This window comes from Corynebacterium jamesii (assembly GCF_046097395.1).
Classification (GTDB): Bacteria; Actinomycetota; Actinomycetes; order Mycobacteriales; family Mycobacteriaceae; genus Corynebacterium.
Genome location: NZ_CP175789.1, coordinates 1,942,979 through 1,965,199, shown reverse-complemented (window position 1 = coordinate 1,965,199; position 22,221 = coordinate 1,942,979). Strand labels below are relative to the sequence as shown.

Annotated in this window: 19 protein-coding genes; 8 read left to right on the top strand and 11 right to left on the bottom strand. The window is 62.1% G+C overall.

Annotated elements, in window-relative coordinates; translation table 11 throughout:
- The first annotated feature begins 278 nt into the window (after positions 1-278).
- Positions 279-1,880: a flavin-containing monooxygenase gene (locus ACKFRT_RS08760; protein ID WP_408925018.1), complete on the top strand. Its 1,602-nt coding sequence runs from the start codon at positions 279-281 to the stop codon at positions 1,878-1,880.
- A 938-nt stretch (positions 1,881-2,818) separates the two neighbouring features.
- Here the strand turns inward: ACKFRT_RS08760 and rplI are convergent.
- The 7 genes from rplI to ACKFRT_RS08725 form a co-directional block, all read right to left on the bottom strand.
- Positions 2,819-3,271, bottom strand: a complete 453-nt coding sequence (gene rplI / locus ACKFRT_RS08755) for a 50S ribosomal protein L9 (RefSeq protein WP_296215845.1) — start codon at positions 3,269-3,271, stop codon at positions 2,819-2,821.
- Positions 3,272-3,353: 82 nt separating this feature from the next.
- Positions 3,354-3,986, bottom strand: coding sequence for a single-stranded DNA-binding protein (locus tag ACKFRT_RS08750; RefSeq protein WP_408925017.1), 633 nt, complete (start codon positions 3,984-3,986; stop codon positions 3,354-3,356).
- Positions 3,987-4,138: 152 nt separating this feature from the next.
- Positions 4,139-4,426 carry a 30S ribosomal protein S6 gene (gene rpsF, locus ACKFRT_RS08745; protein WP_011274321.1) on the bottom strand — a complete coding sequence of 96 codons (288 nt, stop codon included), beginning with the start codon at positions 4,424-4,426 and terminating at the stop codon, positions 4,139-4,141.
- A 134-nt stretch (positions 4,427-4,560) separates the two neighbouring features.
- Positions 4,561-4,743 carry a hypothetical protein gene (locus tag ACKFRT_RS08740; protein WP_296215849.1) on the bottom strand — a complete coding sequence of 61 codons (183 nt, stop codon included), beginning with the start codon at positions 4,741-4,743 and terminating at the stop codon, positions 4,561-4,563.
- Entirely contained in the window at positions 4,736-6,376 is a 1,641-nt protein-coding gene (locus ACKFRT_RS08735; RefSeq protein WP_408925016.1) for a glycosyltransferase family 87 protein, read from the bottom strand. The genes ACKFRT_RS08740 and ACKFRT_RS08735 overlap by 8 nt, the downstream gene beginning before the upstream one ends.
- Positions 6,357-9,089 carry a transglycosylase domain-containing protein gene (locus ACKFRT_RS08730; protein ID WP_408925015.1) on the bottom strand — a complete coding sequence of 911 codons (2,733 nt, stop codon included), beginning with the start codon at positions 9,087-9,089 and terminating at the stop codon, positions 6,357-6,359. Before ACKFRT_RS08730 ends, ACKFRT_RS08735 begins: the two co-directional genes overlap by 20 nt.
- Positions 9,082-9,423 (bottom strand): DUF5318 family protein, encoded by a 342-nt coding sequence (locus tag ACKFRT_RS08725; protein ID WP_408926088.1) that lies wholly within the window; start codon positions 9,421-9,423, stop codon positions 9,082-9,084. Before ACKFRT_RS08725 ends, ACKFRT_RS08730 begins: the two co-directional genes overlap by 8 nt.
- 190 nt (positions 9,424-9,613) lie before the next feature.
- On the opposite strand from ACKFRT_RS08725, the gene ACKFRT_RS08720 reads away from it, so the two are divergent.
- From ACKFRT_RS08720 to ACKFRT_RS08705, 4 genes are all read left to right on the top strand, one after another.
- Positions 9,614-10,705: an inositol-3-phosphate synthase gene (locus tag ACKFRT_RS08720; protein ID WP_296215857.1), complete on the top strand. Its 1,092-nt coding sequence runs from the start codon at positions 9,614-9,616 to the stop codon at positions 10,703-10,705.
- A gap of 156 nt (positions 10,706-10,861) precedes the next feature.
- A complete protein-coding gene (locus tag ACKFRT_RS08715) occupies positions 10,862-11,329 on the top strand; it encodes a MarR family winged helix-turn-helix transcriptional regulator (protein WP_296215859.1) in 468 nt (155 codons plus the stop codon).
- A 25-nt stretch (positions 11,330-11,354) separates the two neighbouring features.
- Entirely contained in the window at positions 11,355-12,302 is a 948-nt protein-coding gene (locus ACKFRT_RS08710; RefSeq protein ID WP_408925014.1) for a universal stress protein, read from the top strand.
- 227 nt (positions 12,303-12,529) lie between these two features.
- Positions 12,530-13,141, top strand: a complete 612-nt coding sequence (locus ACKFRT_RS08705; RefSeq protein ID WP_408925013.1) for a hypothetical protein — start codon at positions 12,530-12,532, stop codon at positions 13,139-13,141.
- Positions 13,142-13,889: 748 nt separating this feature from the next.
- On the opposite strand, the gene ACKFRT_RS08700 is transcribed toward ACKFRT_RS08705, so the two are convergent.
- Positions 13,890-16,859, bottom strand: a complete 2,970-nt coding sequence (locus ACKFRT_RS08700; protein WP_408925012.1) for a leucine--tRNA ligase — start codon at positions 16,857-16,859, stop codon at positions 13,890-13,892.
- Positions 16,860-16,943: 84 nt separating this feature from the next.
- Here ACKFRT_RS08700 and ACKFRT_RS08695 point away from each other — a divergent pair, with 84 nt between their 5' ends.
- From ACKFRT_RS08695 to ACKFRT_RS08685, 3 genes are read left to right on the top strand one after another with little or no spacing between them, the layout of a single operon-like run.
- A complete protein-coding gene (locus ACKFRT_RS08695; RefSeq protein ID WP_408925011.1) occupies positions 16,944-17,612 on the top strand; it encodes an SdpI family protein in 669 nt (222 codons plus the stop codon).
- A 55-nt stretch (positions 17,613-17,667) separates the two neighbouring features.
- Complete coding sequence (locus tag ACKFRT_RS08690; RefSeq protein WP_408925010.1) at positions 17,668-18,597, top strand: ribokinase; 930 nt, start codon at positions 17,668-17,670, stop codon at positions 18,595-18,597.
- Complete coding sequence (locus tag ACKFRT_RS08685; RefSeq protein WP_408925009.1) at positions 18,598-19,674, top strand: nucleoside hydrolase; 1,077 nt, start codon at positions 18,598-18,600, stop codon at positions 19,672-19,674.
- Positions 19,675-19,787: 113 nt separating this feature from the next.
- On the opposite strand, the gene ACKFRT_RS08680 is transcribed toward ACKFRT_RS08685, so the two are convergent.
- The 3 genes from ACKFRT_RS08680 to ACKFRT_RS08670 all read right to left on the bottom strand — a co-directional run bounded on the left by ACKFRT_RS08680 (position 19,788) and on the right by ACKFRT_RS08670 (position 21,997).
- A complete protein-coding gene (locus ACKFRT_RS08680; RefSeq protein WP_296215873.1) occupies positions 19,788-20,039 on the bottom strand; it encodes a hypothetical protein in 252 nt (83 codons plus the stop codon).
- A 235-nt stretch (positions 20,040-20,274) separates the two neighbouring features.
- Positions 20,275-20,577 (bottom strand): hypothetical protein, encoded by a 303-nt coding sequence (locus ACKFRT_RS08675; protein ID WP_293792064.1) that lies wholly within the window; start codon positions 20,575-20,577, stop codon positions 20,275-20,277.
- Positions 20,578-20,653: 76 nt separating this feature from the next.
- On the bottom strand, positions 20,654-21,997 hold the full coding sequence (locus ACKFRT_RS08670) for an inorganic phosphate transporter (RefSeq protein WP_296215876.1): 1,344 nt from the start codon (positions 21,995-21,997) through the stop codon (positions 20,654-20,656).
- Positions 21,998-22,221 lie beyond the last annotated feature (224 nt).

Here is a 22,221-nt window from a genome sequence, read left to right as displayed (position 1 = left end):
ACCTTTTCACATTACCCCTGGTCAGAGGCGTGTGACTGGTGTGAAAGGCTCTTTTTTCATCGGTGGATAACTTGGGGATAAACAAACCCGCAGGCCAGGCGACCGGGCTTACGCAAATGCCCAGGTCAACCAAAATCAGCAAAATATTCACACATTATTCACCTTCACCTCCACGCCCAGACTCGACTTCTACACAGGCCTCAAGACTGTTTTTCTAAGGGGAAGTAAAATATTGATTTTCCCACACCGCCTGTGACCTGTGAAGTAGCGTGTGCCCCATGAACACCACTCCCCTCCCCGCCCTCGCAGCCACCACCCCGGAGCACCCGCTCGACCTCCTCATCGTCGGCGCCGGTCTCTCCGGAATCGACATTGCCCACCACGTAGCCAAGAACTTCCCCCACTGGAACTGGGCAGCTGTAGACTCCAACTACGACGTCGGCGGAACCTGGGCAACCTTCCAATACCCCGGCATCCGCTCAGACTCCGACATGGCCACGTTCTCCCTGCCTTTCAAAAAGTGGCCCCACAAGGGAACCCTCGGCTCCGGCAAGCAGATCCGCGACTACTGCCACGAAGCCGCCGAAGAGATCGGCATGCTCGACCGCCTGCAACTATCCACCTGGGTGCAGGCCGCGGACTTCCACACGGACTGCGGCTTGTGGGAGGTCGCCATGCGCGTCGGCCGACCAGGCCACGCAAACTCCGAGGGCACCGATCCCGCCAGCCTCGAGCAGCCGACCATCACCACGTGGACGCGCCGCCTCCACTTCGCCACCGGATACTACCGCCACTCTGAAGGGTTTACGGCGGATATCGAAGGCGTCCATACCTTCGCAGGCACCGCACTACACCCCCAGCAATGGCCCCGCGACCTCGACGTACGCGGCAAAAAGGTCACGGTGATCGGCTCGGGGGCAACGGCAATTACGCTGGTCCCGGCGCTGCATGGCATGGGCGCGGAGGTCACCATGCTGCAGCGCACGCCCACCTACATCGCCCCGCTGCCGGAAACGGACACGATCAGTACCCTCGTCGGCCTGGCCTTAAGCACCGAGCCCGGCACGTTCGGCCATCGCCTGGCACGTAGCCTGCACATCGGGCGCGACATGGCCCAATACCACCTGTGCCAGACGTTCCCCGCCATCGCGAAGCTAGTCTTCCGCGGTTGGAACCGCATGTACCTGCCCGCCGACGAGATCCGCCGTAACTTCACACCACCGTACGGCCCGTGGGATCAGCGCGTCTGCAAGTCCCCCGGCGGCGATTTCTTCAAGGCTGTGCGCGATGGAGCCCGGGTCGTCACCGACCACATCTCGCACGTCGACGCAGGTGGGGTGCACTTGCGCTCTGGCGGGTACATCGAGTCGGACGTACTGGTGATCGCCACGGGTCTACAGCTTCTTGCTTTTGGCGACGCCCACTTCTCCGTAGACGGCACCCCAGTCCCCACCGAATCTCTGGTGGCTTATCGTGCGATGATGGCAAACCGGCTGCCGAACTTTTCCTACACCATTGGCTATTTGAACCAGTCGTGGACGCTGCGGGCGGATATGACGTCGCGGTATTTGGTGCAACTGTGGAAGGACATGGATACGCGCGGCGAGCAGTGGGCGTGCCCGGTCCTTCCCGACGGCGAGGCCGCTGACCGGCCGTTATTGGAGATGTCCAGCGGATATATCCAGCGCAGCATTGGGTCTCTGCCGCGCCAAGGTGCCGGCGATCCGTGGCGGATGGAGCAGGATTACATCAAGGAGCGGCGTACCTACACTGGAGCGGATAATACCCACGACATGGCATTCGGCGCGGAGGCGCTGGAGGCAGCGGCGCCGCTGGCCTCCGGCACCGGCGGTGGTGGAGCCGCTGAACTGCGGGTTTAGTGGCTGCGCCTGGTACTTGGGAGGCCACCCTATGTGCTTGGGAGGCCACCCTATGTGCGCTGAGCTCCGTAGATTGGGTTCGGAACAGAACCTTCTGGCACTACAGAGCGCGCCCCAGGGGGCTAACGCATACCCGCTCTGGCGACATTTCGACCCTCCGACAGCCCCGCACAGCCTGAATCCTGTGTGGCAAAGGCTTAAATGTCGGAAAAGTTGCAGTTTCTTATTGCAAGTCATTTCCACATTAGCAAACATGCTGGTCAGAGCCTTTTACCTGACTCGCAAGACTAACGGGTTTTTTGTTTCTGCAACTTTTCCGACATTTAGCCCTACGAAGTGCAACTTTTCCGACAGTTAGTGCCGCGTACTGTGGTTTACCCAGCCACCGGCCGCCCCCTACTGTGGTTTACCCAGCCACCGGCCGCCCCCTACTGTGGTTTACCCAGCCACCGGCCACCCCCTACTGCGGTCTACCCAGCCACCGGCCGCCCCCTACTGTGGCTTCCTTGACATTTAGCGCCGCTGGCGAGGGCAGCCAGGCAAGATCCGGGCAACGCTATTGGGGAACGGCCAGTAGCGACCGGGGAACGCTACTGGGGAACGGCCAGAAGCGACCAGGCAACGGAAAAGGCCCCACGCACGAATGCGTGGGGCCTCAACCTGCTGTTGTCTTAGTTAAGTTCTTCTGGTGCGTTATAGTCGCACGCGCATCTTCGCAGCTCAGCGGCTCTTTTCGCAGCTCCCAGGTATGGATGCCACCGCGTGGTGTCTAAGCACGCGGCCAGTGCTGTCTAACACTAGGCACTTGATCCGTGGTGTCTAGGCACGAATAACGCGACCTGTGGTGTCTAAGCACAGGGCGCAGGAGCCCGCAGCAAAGCCAAGCCAACCGAAATGCCAGCCAGGCAGCGCCGAAACGCCGACCAAGCCGGGCGAAGTTACGCGGAAACGACCTCGAAGCTCAGGGATGCAACGATGCCGTCGTGCAGCTGAACGTCCACAGAGTAAACGCCGGTTGCCTTAACATCGCCCTTACGCAGCTTGATACTGTGCTTGTCCAGGGAACGACCGTTGGCCTTCTTCACTGCATCAACAATCTGATCTGCAGTGACGGAGCCGAAGATCTTGCCGGACTCTGCCGTGCGGACCGCGATGGTCACGCCGCTCAGGTTGTCCAGCTCTTCCTTAACCTCGCGTGCGTGATCCAGGTCGCGAATCTGTCGTGCTTCCTGCGCGCGCTTAATTCCTTCGATCTGCTTCTCTGCGCCGCGGGTAGCAACGATTGCGTAGCCGCGCGGAAGCAGGTAGTTACGTCCGTAGCCAGCCTTGACCTCTACGATGTCGCCGGGGACACCGAGGTTGTCAACGTTGGCGGTGAGGATCAGCTTCATGATCCAGCCTTTCGTTGTGCTTTGGTTTGACCAATTATCTTCAAAAAATTTAACGCTGACCAGCAGCTTTCAAGCTAACCGATCAGAATGGCGGCTCGTCGTCGCCATCACCAAAACCGGACTGAGGGGCAGAGTTCCACGGGTCATCGTCCATGGCAGCGTTACGGCCACCGAAGCCCTGGTTGTTCTGGCCCTGGTTACCCTGAGCACCATTTCCACCCTGGCCGCCCTGGTTGCCGAAGCCACCATTGCCACCATTGCCGCCATTACCACCGAAGCCGCCCTGGCCACCCTGACCGCCCTGGTTGCCGAAGCCACCATTGCCGCCATTACCCTGGCCGCCGCCGCGGAATGCCTTGTTTATATCCGCGGTAGCGAAGCGCAGGGACGGGCCGACCTCTTCAACCTCAATCTCGAAGACGGTACGGCGCTCGCCGTTGCGATCCTCGTAGGAGCGCTGGCGCAGTCGGCCGGTGACGATTACGCGGTCGCCCTTGTTCAGGCTGTTTGCCACGTTCTCGGCAGGTTGGCGCCACACATTGCAGGTCAGGAACAGCGGCTCGCCGTCGACGAACTGACCAGCCTGCTGGTCGTAGCGACGGGGCGTAGAGGCTACGCGGAAGTTTGCCACTGCTGCCCCGTTGGGGGTGTAGCGCAGTTCCGGATCTGCAACGATGTTGCCGACCACGGTGATTTGGGTATCTCCCTGTGCCATGTTTCTTTCCTAACTTTGTGTGGTGACGTGTGGGCGTCAATAAAAAGAGGCCCTAGTGGTTCTGCAGTGCTTACGGTGTATAGGTTAGTGGTTTTAACGTGCCTGTACAGTCCGTTTGGAGCCTGTAGCTCACCGTCTATTGGCGATTCGGGCTACTGGTCCTTCCGCAGCACCTTGGTGCGCAGAATCTGGTCGTTGATGTTGAGCAGGCGGTCAATTTCCAGCACGGTAGCCGACTCACACTTCAGGTCGAGAACAACGTAGATGCCCTCGTCCTTCTTGTTGATCGGGTACTCGAGGCGACGCTTGCCCCAGATATCAACCTTTTCCACGGAACCGTTTTCCTTGCGGACAATATCCAAGTACTTGTCCAGCGACGGGGCAACGGTGCGTTCATCCTGGGAAGGGTCGATGATGATCATCATCTCGTATTGACGCACGGACCTCATCACCTCCTATGGTCTTGTGTTTCGGCCATACCCCTTTTGGGCATGGCAGGAGGGTCGTTGCGTCAGCAACGTTCCCAGCCTACCTGGTACCTTGCCGATTTAAGAAATGCCCCCGTGCACCCCCACTACGCAGCGACGAATACCGCCAAGCTCACCGGCACGATCGTCAGAAACACGATGGCGATGCAGAACAACGTCCACACCTGTTTCTTCGACTTGCCGTACATAAAGCTCGCGAAGCTGCCACCGAAGAATAGGAATCCGACCAGCACGCTGGCCATGGTGATCAAAACGGTCGCGTTATCCATCGTTGCTCTCTTTCTTTTGGACGCCCACTTCTCCGCCAGAACCATTCCCGTTCTCGCGCACCGGTTCCGCAGACTGTGGTTTCGTGCGCTGCGGCTCTGTACACGCCGGCTCCGTGCGCTGCGGCTCAGTGCGCGCCGACTCCGTGGTCTGACCGCCAGCCGACGCATCTGCCGGCTGCAGCACTCCGGCCAGCGGGTCGCGGCCGCCATGCGCCTGGCGAATCGGATCCGGACTGCGGCCCAGGATCTGGCGAACTACCAGTACCGCCATGAAGCCCAGCAGTGCCAGCCGAACGATGGTCACGGTATCGACCAGCCAGTCCGGCGCGGCCTGGTTAGCGGGCAGGAACTGCCACATGCGCAGGTACCAGTACACAGTCTCCAGCGCCGCCCAGCTAAAGACCAATCGCCAGCGAGGAAGCGCCAGCACCAGCAACGGCACCAGCCAGATGGAGTACTGGGGGCTCCACACCTTGTTCGTCATCATGAATGCCAGCGTTGCCAGGAATGCCACTTGACCCACGCGCGGGGTTTGCGGCGCGGCGAAGATTACCAGCCAGGCCAGGGCCAGAAGCGCCACCAGCAGCAGTACGCCTGTCAGCAGGTTCAGGGCGCTCGCGCCGTCGACGGCCTGAGAAGGGGAGACGCCGTTCCAGGCGTCATTACCCATGATGTGCGCAACGACGGCGTAGATCGTTGAGCCCTCCCAGCCGCGTTCGGAGTTCAGCTTAAAGAACTCTGACCAGCCGCGCGGGGCGAGGATCATGATCGGCAGGTTCACTATCAGCCAGCTGCCGAGCGTCCAGCCGACCAGCTTTGCCAGCGGAACCCAGGCGCGCTGGCGCAGGCACAGCAAGATCAGCGCGCCACCGACGAATGCGGGCCACAGCTTCAGCGCCACGCCAACACCGGTGGCCACGCCCGCCCAGCCGGGGCGCCGGTTGGCCCAGAAGCTAAAGATGGCGACGGCGGCGGCGCAGGCCAGCAGGTCGAAGTTGGTGAAGGCGTGGACGAAAACCAGGGGAGAGGCGGCCATCAGCACCGTGTCCCACACCCGGTTTCCGGTGAGTTTCGTCATCAGGCCGGTGGCGATCAGCCAAAACAGGGCCAGGAAGAATGCGTTCACGCCGAAATAGATGGCGACTGGCGCAGCCTGTGGCAGGGGAAGCATGTCCCACACCACCTGCACCGGCTGGGCGATTGCCGCCACGAGCCATTGGTACAGGCCGGTGAGCACGGGGTATTCCATGTACCGCGTTACACCGTCGGCGTCGAAGGAGGTGAAGTAGGGGAAGTCGAGGTTATTAAGCCCGTGGCTGCTCCACAGCGAGATTGTGTCGGAGTAGCAGGCTGAGGTGAATTGGCGCTTCCCGGACCAGTCCACGTAGGTCTCGCCCTCCGCGGTGAACCCCGTGCGGATGCACTGTGCTTTCTGGAGCCAGCCGAACACCAGGAAGGTGGCGGCGGTGGCCAGCAGCACGCGCAGGGGAGTCCACCACTTGGCCCGGCCGATCAGGGCGTGGGCGCCGGGTGGGCCGCCGATGAAGCGGACGAATCCGCGTGCCAGCGGCTCGGTGCGGGAGGGCTGGACGCGCTGGCTAGCGCTGGTCTTCCTACGGGTTAAGGAGTCCATCAATCAGGTCTTGTAAATCGTTATTCTGCGGAGGGTTGCCGCCCTGTGGGGCGGGGCGCCGTGGCTCGGGGCGCGGGGCCGGCGCTGGCTGAACCGATTCCGGGGCTTCCGGCTCGGCCTGTTCCTGCACATTTGCCTCGGGCTGCGGCTCGACTGCGCCGCCACCGACGTATCCGCCGCTGTTGCCGGAGGATGCTGCCGCGCTGGTGTTGAACTGCTCGATCTCCTTGCCTTCCAGCTGGCGGTCCAGCACGCCCTTCCAGATCTGAGCGGGCAGGCCGGCACCGTACATCACGCCGCCGTAGCTGTTGTGGATGGGCTTGCCGTCGCCGGTGCCGACCCAGACTGCGGTGGACAGCTGCGGGGTGGAGCCGAGCATCCAGGCATCCTTGTTCTCGCCGGTATCACCCAGCTGAGCGGTACCGGTCTTAGCGGCCGACGGCCGGCCACCGGCCAACACGTTGCCGTTGGAGTACGCCGCGATGGGCTGCATCGCCTGGATCACTCCGTTGGCGACTTCCTCAGAAACCACGCGGTCGCCGTCGTCGTTGGTGTTATCCAGCAGCACATCGCCGTTGGAGTTTTCCACCTTTTCCACGAAGTGCGGCCGGTGGTAGGTACCGCCGTTGGTTAGGGTGGCCAAGGCAGTAGCCATGTCTAGCGGGCTGGATTGGTACATACCCAGGGTGATGCCCTCCGCCGGCTTGCCGTTCTTTTCCTGCAGGGTCTTACCCACGCCTGGCAGTTCCTCCGCCACACCCAGCCGGTGCGCCATGTCGGCAACATCTTGCGGGCCGTCCTTCAGGGATTGGGACAGGCGAATGAAGCTGGTGTTCAGCGACTGTTTGAGTGCCTCGGCGATGCTACATGTGCCGCAGCTGGCACCGCCCACGTTGGTCACCTGGGCGTCGCCGGTCATAACGGGGGAGGAGTCGAACTGATCGTAGATGCTGCCACCCTGATCCAGGTACGCGGCCAGCGCCAGGATCTTGAAGGTAGAACCGGTCTGCAGGCCCGCCCCGGCAAAGTCGAAGCCCACCGGGTCGTCTCCGCCATACCAGGAGCGCACGCCACCGGTCTTCGGGTCTACCGAAACCACGGCGGTGCGCAGGTTCTCTTGCTGGCCTTCTAGCTTCTTATGAATCTCATCTACCGCATCGGCCTGCATCTTCGCGTCGATGGTCGTGGTGATCTTCAGGCCACCCGTGTTCACCTGTTCCTCGGTGATGCCGGCTTGCTCGAGCTCTTCAATGACCTTCGTCTTGATGAGCCCATTAGTGCCGGAGGCCTGCGTGTTCACGGCAGTCTCGGCCGGGTCCTTCACCTTCGGGTAGGCAGCCTTCTTACGGTCGGCTTCCTTCATCGCGTCGATGCTGACCATGCCGTCCAGCACGTAATTCCAGCGGGATTCCGCGCGCTCGCGGTTCGTCCATGGGTCCAGGCTGGATGGTGCCTGGATCGTCGCGGCCAGCACGGCGCCTTCCTCCGGCGTGAGATCTTTAACTTCCTTGCCGAAGTACGCATTCGAGGCCGCACTGATGCCGTAGGCATTGCGCCCGAAGTAGATGGTGTTCAGGTAGGCCTCCAGGATCTCGTCCTTCGACCATTCGCGCGCCATCTTCGCGGAGATCACCAGCTCCTTGGCCTTACGGGTGAGGCTAAATTCGTCGCCCACCAGTGCGTTCTTCACGTACTGCTGGGTGATGGTCGAACCACCACCGGCACCCTCGCGCCCAAGCACCTGGCCAATCGCCGCACGGCCGAAGCCGGTGATCGAGAAACCGGGGTTGCTGTAGAACTCGCGGTCCTCGGCGGCCAGCACGGCCTGGCGGACCGGCATCGGCACCTCGTCGAGCTTGATGTTCTGGCGGTTGCCCTCCGGCGGCACGATGCGTGCCAGCTCGGTGTTGCTGTCGCTCGCCATAATGTAGGAAATCTGGTTGTTCACCAGCTCTTCCGGCTCCGGCACCTTCGTTACCGAATACGCCGTAAAGAAGGCCACCAGCGGCACAATAATCAGTACTGCCATCACGGCGGCCAGACCCGCGAAGAAGTTACGCAGGGTGCGCTTGTCGCGCCAGCTGCGCTTTTTGCGAGTTCTTGCCTTCAGCTTTCCATCGCCCACAGAGCGGGTTCCATTCTTTTTCACGCGAGTCTGCGGTCCATTGTTCTGCGGCCTCTTCTTTTGTGACGCCGCCGCCCCCGCAGCACCAGCCCCAGCTCCCGCTGCGGCACCAGCACGACGGGCGCCACCGGACTTCACCGGCTTTGAGCCACGACCCTGAGTTGGACGCCCCTGTGTAGGGCGCTCCTGCGCCGAACGGCGCTGTTCCGGCCTGCCGTGCCCCGACTTTCCGGGCACCGGCCTACCGCTGGCGGCACGGCGCTGGCCCGCCTGGCCAGACATACCAGCCTGAGCACTACGGCTCTGCCCAGGCTTGCCCTGACCCTGCGCAGCACGGCGCTGGCCGGTCTGGCCAGGCTTGCCCGGCTTGCCCTGGGCGGCGCGGCTCTTACCCGGCTGACCCTGCGGCGGCTTGCCATTCACAGCCCGGCGCCTGCCCGGCTGCCCCTGGCCCTGCGCGGCACGGCGCTGGCCGGTCTGGCCAGGCTTGCCCGGCTGCCCCGGCTTCCGCTGTCCGCCACGACCAGCGCCGGAGTTACCGGACCCACCGCGGGAAAAGGGATTCTTGGACGGCTTGTCGCTACTCAACTAGACGAGTCTCCTGATTATCGATCGTGATTCCGATCAGCTCTTCTCGGATCAAGTGATTCCATCTACACTTCATGCACACTTCAACGGTGTGTATCGAAAACTCAGCATCCTGCTGTACTTTCACTAGTGCCTCAATAACACCATTGATCTCTCTTACACTACGCGCTGTACCTGACTTTTCACCTAATGGATCGCCATGAATCCACTGCGTTTCCCTTAAATCATGCCTCCCACACACCGGACACGGGCGGTCGACTGCACGGCCTAGAACTTCCGCAGTAGAAAGGAGCCGCGGGGTGGCGTCGCCAACAAAGCGCCCGGCCCCATGCACCTGAGACAAAGTGCGACGGCGATCGAGCGACCTATCAATAACCCTTCGCGAAATCGACACACCCACATTCTAAACACGGCACGGACAACCCCCACCGCGCACAAACTTAATCGATACACCCGCCCGGCTTGATCGGTTAACCTGCCCACGAAGAACAGATGTAGGAGCCTCGCCCCCTAGCGTTGTCCGCATGACAACTAAAACTTGCAACATCGCAATCGTGGGGCTCGGCAACTGTGCGACCTCGCTGATCCAAGGAATTCACCTTTATTCAGACGCCACCGCGTCCCAGAACGTCCCCGGCCTCATGCACACCCAGTTCGGCCCCTACTCGGTCGGCGACGTGCGCGTGACCGCTGCCTTCGATGTGGATGCCGACAAGGTCGGCAAGGACGTCTCCGAGGCCATCGACGCCGGCATGAACTGCACCATCAAAATCGCTGACGTGCCACACACCGGCGTGACCGTGCAACGTGGCCACACCTTCGACGGCCTAGGCCGCCACTACCAGGAAAGCATCACCGAATCCGACGCAGAGCCCGTCGATGTGCCGCAGGCGCTACGCGACGCAGAGGTGGACGTACTAGTCAGCTACCTACCCGTCGGTTCCGAAGAGGCCGACCGCTTCTACGCGCAGTGCGCCATCGACGCAGGCTGTGCCTTCGTAAACGCCCTGCCGGTGTTCATCGCCTCTGACCCCGAGTGGGCCGAGAAGTTCCGCTCAGCGGGTCTGCCGATCGTCGGCGACGACATTAAGTCTCAGGTCGGCGCGACCATCACCCACCGCGTGCTGGCACGTCTATTCGAAGAGCGCGGCGTGCGCCTGGAGCGCACCATGCAGCTGAACGTCGGCGGCAACATGGACTTCAAGAACATGCTGGATCGCGACCGCCTGGAATCCAAGAAGATTTCCAAGACTCAGGCCGTGACCTCCAACCTGAACGACAGCCCGCTGGCGGGCAAGGTGCACGACCGTAACGTCCACATCGGCCCGTCCGACTACGTGGAGTGGCTGGACGACCGCAAGTGGGCCTACGTTCGCCTGGAAGGTTCCGCCTTCGGCGAGGTGCCGCTAAACCTGGAGTACAAGCTGGAGGTCTGGGACTCCCCGAACTCCGCGGGCATCATCATCGACGCAGTGCGTGCGGCGAAGATCGCGCTGGACAGGGGAGTGGCAGGCCCCGTCGACGCGGCCTCGAGCTACCTGATGAAGTCCCCGCCGGTGCAGCTGCCGGACGACGTCGCACGGGCGCAGCTGGAGGAATTCATCAACGGCGCTTAACGACGCGCCCGCGAGAGCAGCGAGCATCGTGTGCCGGTGCATGGCTTTGCAATGGCGGGGGTCACCGGCATACGCTGCCCAAACGCGGGGGCAAAACCCGGGCGTTAAGCGCCCCTCGTGAGAGTTTACTTGCAAAACTGTTGTATTTTAGTACCTATGGCTTCCACACCTCTCGAAATCGCCAAGGAATTGCGCCTCCCGTTGACGCGGCTGTACCTGCTGTACTTCCGCCAGACGGAGAACTCCCACATCAGCATGGCGCAGCTATCGATCCTCATGATCCTCGAAGAAAACGGCCCGATGCGCATTAGCCAGATCGCGGCCACCGAGACGATCCGCATGCCCACCGCCTCTAACGCGGTGAATCAGCTGGAGACGATGGACTTGGTCACCCGCGTGCGCGACACTTCCGATCGCCGTGGCGTGAGCGTCGCCCTCACCGACAAGGGGCGCGAGGAGCTCCGCCGCCTGGGTGAAGAGCGCGCGCAACAGCTGGCCAGCATGCTGGAAAGCCTCAGCGACGAGGAGCTCAAGGAAGTCGCAGACGCCACCTCTGTCATCGAGCTGGTACTGCGCCGCTACACTGAAGCTATAGAGGCAAAGCTGAACAACGACCAGCGCTAAAGCTGGAGCTAGCGAGCAATCTTCCTTGAGCAACACCCCTAACTCCGACGGCCCCCGCACCTCCGGCACCCCCCTCCGCCTACTTCTCACGTGGCGCCCGGAATCCGCAGGCGACGAGGCCGCGCAGGTCGCAGCCTGGCTCGGCCGCACGGAGACCATCGCCCTGCGCACCGCCACTGTGATTTCGCGTTCCTGGACAGCGCAGCCGGAGCTTGAGTTCTCGAACTACTCCGAATGGATCGACGAGGAATCCAAGGCCGTTTCCTCCGCCGCGCAGAAAGCGCTGGCTCTGGCCAAGTTGCCGGAGGCGATGCTGGACGCAGACGAGCCCTCCACTGTTACTGTCGATCACTCGGAGACGAAGGCTCTTATCGACGCCGCCGCCGAATTCAACGCCGACATGATGATCTTGGGCTCCCATCCCGCCGCGCCGCACTCTCGTTTTCGCATTGGCTCGACGGCGGACGCACTATTGCACTACGCCCCGCTGCCACTACTGTTGGCTCCGCGGACGCCGAAGTTGTCGAAACGTGGCGTTACCAGGGTCAATTGCTGTTACATCGACACCGACCAGTCGCACGAGGCCCTGCGTCGCGCGGCCGACCTGGCACACCGATGGAATGTGCCGCTGCGCCTGGTGGCGTTTAGCCCACGCGGGGCGACGATGTACCCGACGGAGACGGAGTTCATCGACAACTCGGACATGCTGGTTGAGTGGCGCGAGCAGGCGCTGGCGCTGCTGGATCGCGGGCGGGATCGCGCGCTGAACCGGCACGGCGATCTGACTGTACAGATGGAGGTTGGCAGCGGCTACGGATGGTCCGGCGCAATAAACGCCCTGAAGTGGAAGAAGGGCGACCTGCTGGTGATGGGTTCCAGCACGCTGGGTGGCTTCCACCGCGTGTTCATCGGCCCGTCGACGAATCAGATCCTGCGCCACAGCCCGGTGCCGGTGCTGCTGAGCACTGTCTAACGTCCTCGTGCGGGGTGCACCGGCGCCCGTGCGGGGTTCCCTAACGCCACGGCAAGGGTGCACCCCAAGACCAGCGATGCACCGGCGCCCGCGCGGGGTTCCCTTTAGCAAAGGGGCTAACACTGGGTCTAACAAACACTGGGTGCTGCGCGAGTAGGTGGTGAGTGTGTACGTGGTGAGCGCGGGGTTCTGAATAGGCGCCGGGGACGTGTAAATTTGAGGTCATTATGAGCACTGATGGTTTGAACAACGACCCCTCACCTGCTGATAACCCGGATCCTCTGTCTCAGCCCGACGGTTCTGTGTCTGCGAGTTCCCGGCCCAACGGTTCTGCGTCTGCGGATTCCCGGCTCGACGGCTCTCTGCCTGTGGGTTCCCAGCCCGACGGTTCTGTGTCTGCGGGCCCCCGGCCCGACACGTCCGACCTGGATAGCCCCGGCGCTCCCACCGAGCTGGATTACGAAGCCGATCCGCTGCTTCGCCTGGAGCGCAACAACAAGTCCACTCGCCAGGCCATCTGGTTCTTTATCGGCGTGATCGTCACAACGACACTGTCTGCGCTGGTGATCTGGGGTGCTTCCAAGGCTGTCGGAGGCCCCTACTGCGAGGCGGACTCTTCCGCTCAGCTATGCAGCCGCACTTTCCAGCTACTGTTCGCCATCGTCCCCACCTCGGTGGCGTTCTTTGGCCTGTTCGGCTCGGCTTTCATCACTTACCGCAAGTGGAAGACCCATCAGCGCTGGCGTCCGTGGATTGCTGTGATTTGGTTCATTATGCCGTTCTGCATGGCCTGGATTACTTCGGTGGGCGCGTACCTCATCCTCGACCACAACCTCTAGCCCACAGTTTCCGGCCCGCAACCTCTGGCCCACAGTCTCGGGCTCGTATCCTCTAGCCCGCAGTCTCGAGCTCACAACCTCTAGCCCACACGCTCCACGCCTCCGACGGCCTCCCGTTCCCGTTGCTGTGCAGGACCGCAACCCCGCTTCCGTTGCTGTGCAGGACCGCAACCCCGCTCCCGTTGCTGTGCAGGACCGCAACCCCGCTCCCGTTGCTGTGCAGGACCGCAACCCCGGCACCGGAACCCCGCTTCCGCCAAGACTGTGCGCGGCCAGTGAGAAATGTCCAAAATCTACGAGTTATTGGAAGTAGCAGTTTTGAAGCAAAAATTCACGGCTCTCTGACCTGCGGAAATAGAATAGTTATATTCTAAGACGTAGAATTTGGGACATTTACGCCTCGGCTGCACCTCTTTACACCTCAGCTGCACCTTCCTACGCCGCCCTACACCTCCCTACGCCTCTGCAACACCTCTATCGTGCCGTCAGCGCGTGAAAGGTGCCGAGCTCACAAACCTCCGGAAAACCTTCGGAGGCACCGCCGTGACGTTGTGAGCGCATTTAACCCCCCTCGTATTGGATACGGCGCTTTAAATGCCCTCGACTTCGATCCACGCCCTAGAAGGTGGGCGGCGGGCAGCGCAGTAGACACGGCAGAAAAGATCGGTAGGTGGAAGGCAGCGCCCCCGGCGGCATCGGTGGGTGGAAGGCAGCGCCCCCCGGCGCCCCCGGCGGCGCCGTGCAGCGGTTATTTTGCGACGACGTTCACCATCTTGCCCGGCACCACGATAATCTTCGCCACCGTCTTACCCTCGATGTGCGAGGCCACATTCGGCTCTTCCAGCGCGGCAGCCTCGATCTCCTCTCGTGAAGCGTCCGCCGCCACGTTAATACGGCCGCGCAGCTTGCCCATCACCTGCACGGGCAGCTCGATGGTGTCATCCACCAGCCACTTCTCATCCCACTCGGGGAACGGCTCGTAGGTGATGCCCTCGGAGTGCCCCAGGATCTCCCACATTTCCTCGGCGATGTGCGGCGCCACCGGTGCCAGCATCTGCACCAGCGGCTCGACGGCCGCCCGCGGAGCCGCACCTGCGGAATACGTCTTCGTCAGGTAGTTCACGTATTCGATGAGCTTCGCCACGGCCGTGTTGTCGCGCAGCTCTGCATAGTTTTCGTGAACCCCCGCGATCGTCCTGTGCAGGGCCTTCAGGTCATCATCCGTGAGGGCGTCATCGCTCACAGAACCTTCACCCGTGCCCTCGTCGACGGCGAGGCGCCACGCGCGCTGCAGGAATCGCTGCGCGCCAACCACGTCCTTCGTGGCCCATGGGCGCGACGTGTCGAGCGGCCCCATCGCCATCTCGTACACGCGCAGGGTATCCGCACCGTAATCGTCGCAGATCTCGTCGGGCGAGACCGCGTTCTTGAGGGACTTGCCCATCTTGCCGTATTCCTGGAATACTTCTTCTTCCTTTGTGACGCCCTCAGCGTCATCCGCCTTGCGAACCCAGAAGAACTTACCGTCGCGCTCGGTGACCTCGTCCGCGGGGACGTACACGCCACGGGAATCCGTGTAGGCATAGGCCTGAATGTAGCCCTGGTTGTAGAGGCGGTAGTAGGGCTCGAAGCTGGAGACTGCACCCAGGTCGAACAGCACCTTGTGCCAGAAGCGGGCGTACAGCAGGTGCAACACGGCGTGCTCTACGCCACCGACGTAGAGGTCCACACCGCCCGAGGGCCGGCCTTCGCGCGGGCCGACCCAGTAGCGTTCGTTTTCGATGTCTACCAGGGCGTTGTCGTTGTGCGGGTCGATGTAGCGCAGCTGATACCAGGAGGAACCCGCCCACTGCGGCATAACGTTCGTATCCCGGTAGTAGGTCTTCTCGCCATCGCCGAGGTCCAGGGTGACCTCGACCCATTCCTTGGCCTTAGCCAGAGGGGGCTGCGGTGCAGAGTCCTTGTCGTCCGGGTCGAAGCTAACGGGCTTGTAGTCCTCCACCTCTGGCAGCTCGACGGGGAGCATCTCCTCCGGCAAGCCGTGGGCCACGCCGTTCTCGTCATAGACGATGGGGAAGGGCTCGCCCCAGTAGCGCTGGCGGGCGAACAGCCAGTCGCGCAGCTTGTACTGGATCTTGCCGTTGCCCTTGCCCTGAGATTCCAGCCACTCAATGGCCGTGTCGATGGCCTCCGCCTTGCCCAGGCCGTTCAATTCCAGGCCGTCGGAGTTGTTGGAGTTGATGTGTAGACCGTCCTCGGTGAATGCCTCGGTCAGCTCAGCGTCCGCCGCAACGCCGGCGCCGCCCTGCTCGCCAGCCGCCGCACCCTGATCACCCGCACCCTGCTGGGAGCCCTCCGCCGCGACCACCGGCACGATCGGAAGTCCGAACTCGGTGGCGAACTCGAAGTCACGGGTATCGTGCGCCGGCACGGCCATGATCGCGCCGGTGCCATAGCCCGTCAGCACGTAGTCCGCGATGAAGACCGGAACCTGCGCCCCGTTTACCGGGTTGGTGGCGTAAACGCCCAGGAAAACGCCCGTCTTTTCCTTGTTCTCCTGGCGCTCCAGGTCGGACTTGGCGGCGATTGCCGCACGGTATGCCTCCACTGCAGCAGTCGGGTTCGCCTGCCCATAGGTCCACCGTGGGTCTACATCCGTGTAGGCGTCATCACCCGCAGAAGAACCACCGGACTGCGCGACGAGTGTATCCACCAGCTCGTGCTCCGGGGCCAGCACCATGTACGTCGCGCCGAAGAGCGTATCCGGGCGGGTAGTGAACACATCGATGTCGTGACCCTGGCAGTCGAAGGTGACCTCTGCACCGCGGGAACGGCCGATCCAGTTGCGTTGCATGGACTTCACCTTCTCCGGCCAGTCCAGGTACTCCAGATCGTCGATCAGGCGATCGGAGTATGCGGTGATGCGCATCATCCACTGCTGCAGGTTCTTGCGGAAGACCGGGAAGTTTCCGCGCTCCGAACGGCCCTCGGCCGTGACCTCCTCGTTCGCCAGCACCGTGCCCAGGCCCGGGCACCAGTTCACCGTGGAGTTCGAGCGGTACACCAGACGGTGGCTATCCAGGATCTCCTGCTTCTCGGCGGCGCTGAGATCCGCCCAGTCGGCACGCTCGGCCGCCAGCTTTTCCTCTAGCTCCGCGATCGGGCGCGCCTTGCCCAGCGTGCCGTTCGCGTTCTTTGCCTCCGGATCGAACCAGGAGTTGTAAATCTGCAGGAAGATCCACTGCGTCCAGCGGTAATAGTCCGTGTCCGTGGTGGCGATACTGCGCCGCTTATCGTGGCCCAGACCCAGGCGGCCCAGCTGGCGCTCCATGTTGGAGATGTTGGACATCGTCGTGGTGCGCGGGTGGGTACCCGTCTGCACGGCATACTGCTCGGCGGGCAGGCCGAACGCATCGTAACCCAGCGTGTGCAGGACATTCGCGCCCTTCATACGGTGGAAGCGCGCGAACACGTCCGTGCCGATGTAGCCCAGCGGGTGGCCGACGTGCAGGCCCACGCCCGAGGGGTAGGGGAACATGTCCTGGATAAACTTGCGGTCTTCCGGCAGCTCCGCGCCCGGCTCCGCAAGGTCGCCCGTGGGGTTCGGGGCGTTAAACGTGCCGTTGTCGGCCCAGTGCTTCTGCCACTTGGCCTCAATCCTGGCCGCGAGGTCAGGAGTGTAGCGGTAGGAATTGTCTTCAGTGCTGCCGTTCGTCATGGTTTTACAGTCTAGTAGGTCGCCCGGACAGGGCACGTTATTGCGTTTGGCTTGTTGACCACCTGCGGTAATAGACTGTTTCGCATGATCGTATTGACCGTTGTGTTGGTAATCGTGGGGCTCGTCTTTTTCGTGGCGGGACTGTTGGGGGCCGTGGGGAAGTTGCCGGGTAACCCCGTCGTTGGCCTGCGAGTTCCGGAGGTCCGCAAGTCCCAGGAGCTCTGGAACACCGCGCACCGCATCGTCGGCCCGGCCTGGATGGGCGCGGGTGTGGCGTTCCTCGGTGCGGCGCTGATCACCCTGAAGGTGAGCGGTTGGATGTGGCTCGTCTTTGCGTTGTTGCTGGTCGGCGCCGTTTTCCTGATCGGCCTGGGCTCCGCGCTAGGCGCCCACACCGTCGCGCGCCTGGATGCTCGTGCCGCCCAAGCCGAGGCCGCCGATTCTTCTTGTTGCTCTAGTGGCGACGCCACCTCGGCCTCCTGCTGCTCCGATTCCAGCGAGGCAGCCGCCGGCTCCGACTCCGCTGGCGCTTGCTGTTCCGACGGCTCTGGCGTTGGCGCAGATCAGGGTGCTGGCATTAGCGCTGGTCAGGCTGCGGGCTCCGGCGCCAAGGCTGGCACGGTGAGCGCGGATGCGTGCGCGAGCGGCCAGGCCTGCGGCAGCTGCTCGCTGAATGGCTCCTGCGAAGGGGGCGGCGTGGACTGGGAGGCCGCCCAGCGGGCCGCCTCGGCGCAAGACTCCGCGCAGCGTTAAACAGCAGCGCTAAACACAGGCCCCCCAGCCCGGTAACGCAGTACCCTGGGGAGGCATGAGAGACAGCAACGCCACCGTCGTCGTATCAGGCACCACGAACGTCGATACTTTTGTCACCGTCCAGAACTTCCCACAACCAGGGGAAACTACCATTGCAAAACCCGGCATAGAGGCTCTCGGCGGAAAGGGCGCTAATCAGGCGGCAGCGTGCGCACATATGGGCGTCAATACTGTCCTTCTATCTGCGGTAGGCAACGACCCGCAGGGCGAGCTGGCCCTGCAGCAGCTGCGCGAACATGGTGTGAACACCGACTACTTGGTCACGAGTAGGCAGCCGACGGGGCGCGCATTCATCATGAACGATCCCAGCGGTGAGAACATCATCATCGTCACTTCCGGCGCAAACGAGCTGGTCAGCCCCGCCCAGCAGCGCGAAACTGTCGACGAGCTGCGACGCCAGAGGCCGGTGCCGATCGTCCTGGCGCAAGGCGAGCTCACTCCTGAACACAGTGCGGAACTGCCGAAGCTGGTGGCGAACTCAGACTCGCGGCTGGTGCTGAACCTCGCGCCGGTAACCACGCGCGATCCCGAACTACTGGCCGCTGCCGACCCACTAGTCCTGAACGAAGGCGAGGCCGCCGCGGTGCTGGATGCCGCCCCCGGCACTCCTGTCGAGGACCTTATCGAAGACCTGCGAGCCACGGCCCGCTCCGTCGTCGTTACTTTGGGGCAGCGTGGTGCGCTGATCCTGGAAAAGGACGCCGAACCGGTCCACATCCCCGCCGTCTACGTCGAACATGTCGTAGACACCACTGGTGCAGGTGATGCCTTCTGCGGCACGCTCGCCGCCGCGCTGGCACAAGGGGAGACCCTCGTGGATGCCTGCACGCTGGGAGCGGCAGCCGGGGCACTGGCCACGCAGAAGCGCGGAGCCGCTGGAAGCTACGCCACCGAAAACGAAATCCGTCGCCTAGGGGATGCCTAAATGACTGCAAATACCAACACCGTGCCAGCCAACTCCATGCCAGCCAACTCTGTACGAAAAATCATCCTCGATTGCGATCCTGGCCACGACGATGCCATTGCGATGCTGCTGGCCTGGGGAAGCCCAAACCTGGACCTGCTGGCAGTCACCACGGTGGCGGGCAACCAGACTCTAGAAAAGGTCACTAAGAATGCCCTGGCGCTAGCGCGAGTCGGCAGCATCACCGGCATCCCCTTCGCCGCCGGCGCGGACCGGCCGCTGGTCGCTCCGCAGATAATTCCCGAGGAGATCCACGGAGACAGCGGCCTGGACGGCCCCCAGCTACCCGCCCCTGGCGCTGAACGAGACCCGCGCCACGCAGTCAACCTCATTGCGGACATCATCCGGGACAACGAGCCGGGAACTGTCGCCATCGTCCCGACAGGAGCTTTGACCAACATTGCCCTGTTCGCCGGCATGTATCCGGAACTGGTTGAACGGGTGGGTGGCGTCACCTTGATGGGCGGAGCGCACCACGCGGGCAACATGACTGCCAGCGCCGAGTTCAACATCCTGGCGGATCCGGAGGCCGCAAAGATCGTATTCAACGCGGGTTGGCCTGTGACGATGGTGGGGCTGGACGTCACTCACAAGGTGCTGGCCACGCCGCAGCGCATGGAACAGCTCACGCAAGTTAGCACGGACGTAGCGACCTTCATCGCAGAACTGGTGGAGTTTTTCGGTGCGGCCTATATGAAGGAGCGGCACTACCCAGGCCCGCCGATGCACGACCCTCTGGCTGTGGCAGCCGTCGCGGATCCGCAGGTCGTACGCACTGTGCTAGCGCCCATTGACGTAGAGACGCAGGGCCAGTTCACGCGCGGAGCGACTGTCGTGGATCTGCGGCGCACATGGGGCAGCCAGGAAGGTGGTCAGGATCCGACCGCACTGGGCACGGCCGATGATTCTGATGTTTCTAGTTCCGACGCCACCACGGCTCCGTTGCGCACACGCGTTGCGGTGGACGTCGACGCGGATCGGTTCTGGGATTTGCTGGTCGATGCGCTGCAACGCATCGGCAACACGGACTTTGCATAGTCCTTATACTGCATAGCCCTTACACTGCATAGTCCTCACACTGCGCAGTCCGCACACCGCAAAGTCCTTGCGCTGCGCATGCTGGCGCGGAATGTGAGGAGGTGCTGCGCTTCTTAGCGCAGCCAGCCGAAGGCCAACAGGTAGTTCTCCGTGTCGAGGAGGTCTTCTACGTCGGCGTCGTGCCCCAGGACAGTGCGGTAGGCGTTAGCGATATCGCTGGTGGTCGCGGGGATGGTATCGTTCGCGAACAGCTCCATCGCAATACGCTCCTCGGTCTGAACGCCATTGAGCACGTCCAGGCCGGTCCCGGTGGAGCTCGTGAATGCTGTCGAAAACTTGCTGAAGATCTCGTTGAAGGTCATCATTTGGCTCACCTCTTTACTTTCGAATTTGAATGGTGCCTTCGCAATGCGGTGGCTCTTCTGGAGATACCGCATTTGTTACAACGGTTGAATTTACCAACAAATTTCCAAAAGTCCACAATTTTCCGGAATCTTGACAGAAAAAGTACAAACGGCCTGCAAAGTGAAGTAGATCACTTCGCAGGCCGTTTGGCGATAGTCGTGTGTCTGAAGCCGGGCTCTCTCAACCCCGGTGTCTTTAGTGGTGACCAGACATACCTGGGAACAGGTTCCAGCCGAAGTAGTGGTTCAGGGAATCCTTCGCCACCCAGACGATACCCAGCAGGATCACGGCTGCCAGTACCGCGTACACGGTCCAGCCGAGAACCTTCATCTGCGTCGAGGCCTCGGTATCTCCAACGATGACACCGTTATCGTCGCGGATCGGATCACCAGTCATGCAGCGCATGCCAAGGGAGAACAGAACAGGAATACCAGCGCCGAACAGAAGAGCCAGGGCAGCGACTCGGATGATGGCCTGGAAGATTTCAGGGGCAGTCATTGTTCTTCACACTTTCTGTGTTTTTAGCCTTGGCTCCTACGAGCCAAGGTGGGGCTTATGTGCCTGTGTGTTGTGGTTACTTACCGTCGTTGCCTACGCCAGGGTGCTTGGGGTCTGCAACGACCTCAGCGACAGTGTCAGAAGGGGTGGGGTAACCGGCTCCGACCATCTCTGGATCATGCTCGGTAGTGGGCTGGCGATCGGTGGTCTTGGCAGCGGCGGCGGTGGTACCGGTCTTCATGGAGGAGTCGACAGACTCGGAGTTCGGATCCCAATCGTCGTTAACGTTGTTTGCGTCAACCGGATTCATACGTGCGCGAATGACGATTGCTGCGGCCATAGCGATCAGCAGGATGAAGTCAACGATCACGCCGCCCATGGTGTTGGTCATCTTGGACACGCCGGTGGCGACCCACCAGGATGCGAAGCCAACGAACGCGGCACACGGCAGGGTAATCAGCCATGCGGCGACCATGCGCATTGCCACGCCCCAGCGGACCTCCGCACCCTTACGCCCCAGACCGGTACCCAGGATGGAGCCGGTGGAGACGTGAGTGGTGGACAGTGCCATGCCGCCTGCAGCGGAGGTCAGGATGATAGCTGCGGAGCTGGACTCTGCGGCCATGCCCTGCGGGGACTCGATTTCGACCAGACCCTTACCCAGGGTGCGGATCACACGCCAACCGCCGGACAGGGTGCCGGCTGCGATGGCAACTGCACAAGCAAGGATGACCCAGGTCGGGATGCGGGCGGCTTCGTCGGCGGAGCCAGCTGCAACCAGCGCCAGGAAGATAACACCCATGGTCTTCTGCGCGTCACCAGCACCGTGCGCGAGGGAGACCAGGCAGGCCGTGACGATCTGTCCGTGGCGGAAGTGCTCGTTCTTCACCTTGTTCGGAATGGTGTTCGTCACCCAGTAGATCATGAAGGTGCCGACAGCGGAGACCATTGCAGCGATGAACGGGGAGGCAACCGCAGGAACGATGATCTTGCCCAGGATGGAGCTCCAGGCCACGCCGCCGGTGCCCAGGGCAGCGAAAGCTGCGCCAATGAGTCCACCGAACAGAGCGTGAGACGAGCTGGAGGGCAAACCCAGCAGCCAGGTAAATAGGTTCCAGAAGATGCCACCGATCAGACCGGTGAACACGACAAGGAGCAGCGCGTCGCCATCCCCGCTATTCGCCAAGTCATAAGAATCAAGGTTGACGATGCCCTTGGCGACTGTGGCGGCAACGTTGACGGACAAGAACGCACCGACCAGGTTTAGGACAGCGGAAATAGCTACTGCAGTGAAGGGCTTCAAGGCACCGGTAGCGATGGACGTAGCCATCGCGTTAGCGGTGTCGTGGAAGCCATTGGTGAAGTCAAAAGCTAGTGCGGTGAGCACTACGATGACCATGATGATGAGCGTCGTTGTCACGACAGTGACCCCTTAAACATTAAGTTACTGCTATTAATGGCGATGAGATCGGAATAAGTTGGCCGCAGGCCACTCGTGTGGTTCCTGTAGTTTTCCGACAGTGAGTTAAGCTACTCCACCCCTAAAGCCTCAACAACATTGCGGATCTTAACCTCTTCCTAGCACCAGCCACCCCCCAGTTATCAACCATAACTGCTGGTCAAGATGATTCTATGGGCTTCATT